At 24.5% G+C, this 3,018-nt stretch carries 3 protein-coding genes; all 3 read right to left on the bottom strand.

The genetic code is table 11. The annotated features are described in order from the left end of the window. Positions 1-83: 83 nt before the first annotated feature. Positions 84-203, bottom strand: coding sequence for a DUF5710 domain-containing protein (locus H2277_RS08765; RefSeq protein ID WP_251820145.1), 120 nt, complete (start codon positions 201-203; stop codon positions 84-86). Between the two features lie 891 nt (positions 204-1,094). Beyond that, the gene (locus H2277_RS08760; RefSeq protein WP_337201934.1) at positions 1,095-1,508 is read right to left on the bottom strand and encodes a PIN domain-containing protein; all 414 of its coding nucleotides are present in this window, start codon (positions 1,506-1,508) and stop codon (positions 1,095-1,097) included. Then, the gene (locus H2277_RS08755) at positions 1,505-2,377 is read right to left on the bottom strand and encodes a replication/maintenance protein RepL (protein ID WP_337201933.1); all 873 of its coding nucleotides are present in this window, start codon (positions 2,375-2,377) and stop codon (positions 1,505-1,507) included. Before H2277_RS08755 ends, H2277_RS08760 begins: the two co-directional genes overlap by 4 nt. Between the last annotated feature and the right edge of the window lie 641 nt (positions 2,378-3,018).

Raw genomic sequence — 3,018 nt, 5'->3', positions numbered from 1 at the left:
TTCCAAAACTTGTTTAAAAGATTGAATGGCTAAGGGTATGTTGGTCGAATAAGAATTACTTTTATTGTTTGATGCGGTTTTATCTAACCATTTTTAAATATATTAACATCCAATGATTTTGGCGCAAACCATTGTTTTTGCTTGCTATCCCACATTGCACCAAGTTTTTTAACTTCATGAATATCTTGATATGGAACAAACAAAAACATTCTTTTTTTGGCAAGATATTCCCCTATTTATTTTAATTTAATGTTAGATTGATTATAATTTCAAGGAAATTCAAGGGACTCCTTGTGTCCCATCCTTATTTTGTTCTTAACAGTATTTCAAAATTTCTTTATCAAAAGTTTTAATTATATCACTTAAGAATAAATCTATTTTTGTGGATTTAATCCTATATGAGTGTTTTCTATTTTGTCGTTAATCTTGGATAATATTTCCCCTTATTTTCTGTTGTTTTTAATATATTTTCCCAATGATAACTTCTATTTCTTAGATTTTGTAATAAACTAAGAATTATATCTACCTTGTGTATATTTCCAAAGTTTCGTTTCTTTTTATTTTTTAAAAAGAAATTTTTGTTACTGCTGTCATAATCTCTAAAATCAATATTTTTTACATCCATTATAAAATTTTGTAATTTATTTTTTAATGAGATAGATAATAGTTCCTAAGTTCATACAAGAAAGATATTGATGATGGGATAAAGTCTTATTTTTTTCTCTATTTTCAATTTCAATCTTAGCTTTTTAATATTTTCATCATTAGAGTTTTTTATCCAATCATTATCTTGTTCTGATAATTTACTATCAAGTTTATTTCTAAGAATAATTTCTAATGTTGCAATTTTTGGAGTGATTTTTCCTACAAGTTTAAGGTTATCATAATGCTTTACAATATCATCATTATAGGAAGATAATCTTATCTGCGATAGCAGCTCATGAAATTTTACCTTATTTAGTGATTTTTTTGAATATATATTATTTTATACAGATAAAATAATATATATTCTACTATGTTTTTATTTTTTTTTCATATTATCCTCTAATTTCTGAATGTTTTAAATATCTTAACACGAGATAGATGAAATATTATTATATGTTTGTATCACCATATCTTTTTATAGGTATTTTTAAATTTGGAAAATTTTTATCCATAGTATAAATTGCACAGCAATTTTCTTTTTCTGCACAAAAGTATTGCAAATAATCTTCAAAATCACCTTTATTCTGCAAATGAAAATCACAAGCCATATTAATAACACTTGAACCAAACGATACTATTTCAAAATATGGGTTTGTTATTGTGCTTTTAAAAAAAGACATAAGAGCTGGTAGCTTGTTTTTGTCTATTAAATAGGCAATAGTTGAAATCATATCTTCAGAAAATACGATTTTTATTTCATTTGATATTAAAAAATATATTAATTGCTTAGCTTGATCATTATTTACCCTTGCTTCATCAAAAAAATCAATAAAAATATTTGTATCAAGAAATACTTTTTTCATACATTACCCTCTTTTAAATCATTCTCCAAAGATTCTTTTTTCATTTCTTTAACTGTTTTGCTCGGATGAAAAGCTCCATTAAACATACCTGCAAATTTATTAATAAAAGCTTTTGCATTTTGTTCATTTTTATTTTCAACAAAAAGAGCAGGTTGCTCTTCTTTGTTATCATCCACTTTAACATCAATTATTTCTTCTTTTGGATAATCTTGATCGTTGTCTTTTTCAGAAATAATAACTTGATTTTCTATTGTATTCTTATTTGAGGCTATTTGTTTGACTTCCTCGATAACATAATTATCTGGATTTTTCTTAACCTGTTCAAATCCTTCATATTCACTCTCAACTGATATTTCTTGTTTAAATTCTAAATTATCAAAATCAAAAGTTTTAACAACAGTTTGTCTTAATTTTTTAAGATCTTTAAAAGAACCTTTGCCTATGATCTGCGGATTCATAATATATGAATTTGAACCTATGATATCATATTCTTTTCTTTGTTCTTCTGTTACTTTAAAAATAACTTGCTTGTCTTCAAGTTCTTTTATTGCACGATAAACACTCGACTTCCCTAAAATCTTTTTACTTTCGAAATAATGAACAAAATCACTATTATAGTTAAAAACATTTTGGTAATTTAAGTTTTTAACCATCATCAAAACAACCCTTAAAGCAGGATTTGAAAGATTATCAGTAAGAAAACTAATATTTTCGACAAATAATTTAATAAAATCATCTTTAGTTTTTTCTCTTTGTAAAAAAGAACTTATTACAGTAGTAACTTCTCCAGTTGTAGCATCAATTTTTTCCTGAACACTACTATATAATTTTTTAGTATCTCTATTCTCTAAATTAACTATTTTTGCCATTATTAACCTTTTCCCAAAAAATAAAATACATTATAACACATTTTTCCCAAAAAATGATAATTTCCCAAATAAAAACACAAATTATAATTCATATAATGAAATTTATTAATTATTTTGGGAAAAACTACTTCTCAATTTTTCCCACCACGAGCAGTTTTTCTCCCACAAGTGGGAAAATTTATCCCACAGATGGGAAAATCAAAAACCTTAATAAATAGATATTTTATAGGCGTTTAAAAGCATTTTTTACAAGTCTTAGTTCTCTTTATCTGTTCTTAAATTCAAAAAACCGCAAATTTCGCTAACGCTCATTTGCCAATCATCTAATGTAAATCAAAAGTAATATTATTACTTTTGAACTTTTATAATAATAAAATCCAAAACAATGAAATATTCATAAAAGAAATTTTTTATATATAATAAATATTTATTATATATATTTAAAATATATTATAAGGATGTTCGAATGAAAAGTTACTTTAGATTTAGCTTCTTTTAGTTTTATTGTCTTTTTAGGTGCTTGTTCATCAGAGCCTAAGTCTATGGAATATTTTAAAAAAACCAAAAATGAAAAAGAATTAAAAGATAAAACTTCAAAAAGATATAGAATGTGAAAATGCTTTTAAAGCAGATATGAGTAG

Source organism: Campylobacter sp. W0014 (assembly GCF_020135975.1).
Lineage (GTDB): Bacteria > Campylobacterota > Campylobacteria > Campylobacterales > Campylobacteraceae > Campylobacter_D.
The sequence above is the reverse complement of the archived record's forward strand: the minus strand, read 5'-3'. Positions and strand labels throughout refer to the sequence as shown.